The organism is Roseimarinus sediminis (assembly GCF_050433125.1).
In the GTDB taxonomy this organism is placed as follows: Bacteria; Bacteroidota; Bacteroidia; order Bacteroidales; family Prolixibacteraceae; genus Roseimarinus; species Roseimarinus sediminis.
The window spans coordinates 1-1,296 of sequence record NZ_JBNPXV010000050.1; the positions used below are offsets into that span (position 1 = coordinate 1).

Sequence of the window (1,296 nt, forward strand, 5' to 3'; positions counted from 1 at the left end):
AAAAAAGTTCTTTGAAATATTTGAAATTTAGTTAATTACAGACGTTTTTAGAGCGAACGGACTTGAATTTTTAGTTTTGCATCAGATTAATCTGATTGCATATGTACCAAGACAAGTACGTTTTCGCTCAACTGGTTTCGTTTCTGAATCGAAGCAAATTCAATCGTATTGTTGCCAAATTCAATGGAGACAAATACGTGAAACATTTCACTTGTTGGAATCAACTGCTTTCTCTGATGTTCGGGCAATTGTCAAATCGTGAAAGTCTTAGAGATTTGATTGTCGCACTTGATGCTCATCACTCCAAATCTTATCATTTGGGCTTGGGCAAGAATATTTCAAAATCATCTCTGGCCAGAGCCAATCAAGACAGAGACTATCACATTTTTGAAGAGTATGCTTACTACCTGGTAAACGAAGCCCGGCAGAAACGAGTTTCTGACATCTTCAATCTTGAAGGTAATGTCTATGCATTTGATTCAACTACGATTGACTTGTGCCTTTCCGTATTCTGGTGGGCGAAGTTTCGTAAGAAAAAAGGTGGAATCAAGGTACATACATTATATGATGTGGAGACACAGATACCGGCATTTTTCCATATCACTGAAGCTTCTGTTCACGACTCTACCGCAATGAAAGAGATCCCTTATGAATCAGGATCATATTACATATTTGACCGTGCATATAATCACTTCAAGATGTTGTATAAAATTCATCAAATAGGAGCTTTCTTCGTTGTCAGAGCAAAGAAGAATCTACAATACAAGATAATCAAATGGAAACGAAGATTGCCCAAGAACGTACTTTCAGATGTAACAATTGAATTGACTGGGTTTTATCCTAAGCAATACTATCCAGCACATCTTAGATTGGTTAGATATTGGGATGAAGAACAGAAGCGTGAGCTTGTATTCTTAACCAATGCAATGCACATTTCTGCACTTCAAGTTGCTGATCTTTACAAGAACCGCTGGCAAGTCGAGCTTTTCTTCAAGTGGCTAAAACAACATTTAAAAATCAAGAAATTCTGGGGAACTACTGAAAATGCTGTTCGGATTCAAATCTACGCTGCCATGTGTACTTACTGCCTGGTGGCAATCGTCCAGAATGACATGCAACTTGACAGAAGTACATATGAGATTTTGCAGATACTGAGTATATCTTTAACCGATAAAACTCATCTTCGAGACCTATTTGAGAGAACTAAATTTCAAAATGACAAAGAACGTTTTAGGCTTAATGAGCCAAATTTGTTTAATTTTTAATAACGTCCCAATTTTAATGGGACACTAGTGA

General features: G+C 36.9%; 1 protein-coding gene. It reads left to right on the forward strand.

Annotation, left to right across the window (positions count from 1 at the left end; translation table 11 throughout):
* The first annotated feature begins 101 nt into the window (after positions 1-101).
* A complete protein-coding gene (locus tag FHS86_RS19160) occupies positions 102-1,265 on the forward strand; it encodes an IS4 family transposase (protein WP_429417695.1) in 1,164 nt (387 codons plus the stop codon).
* Positions 1,266-1,296: the final 31 nt, after the last annotated feature.

What these genes read in the sequence shown, in the direction of transcription:
- FHS86_RS19160 (WP_429417695.1), top strand. Translation starts at nt 102, where the DNA reads ATGTACCAAGACAAGTACGTTTTCGCTCAACTGGTTTCGTTTCTGAAT.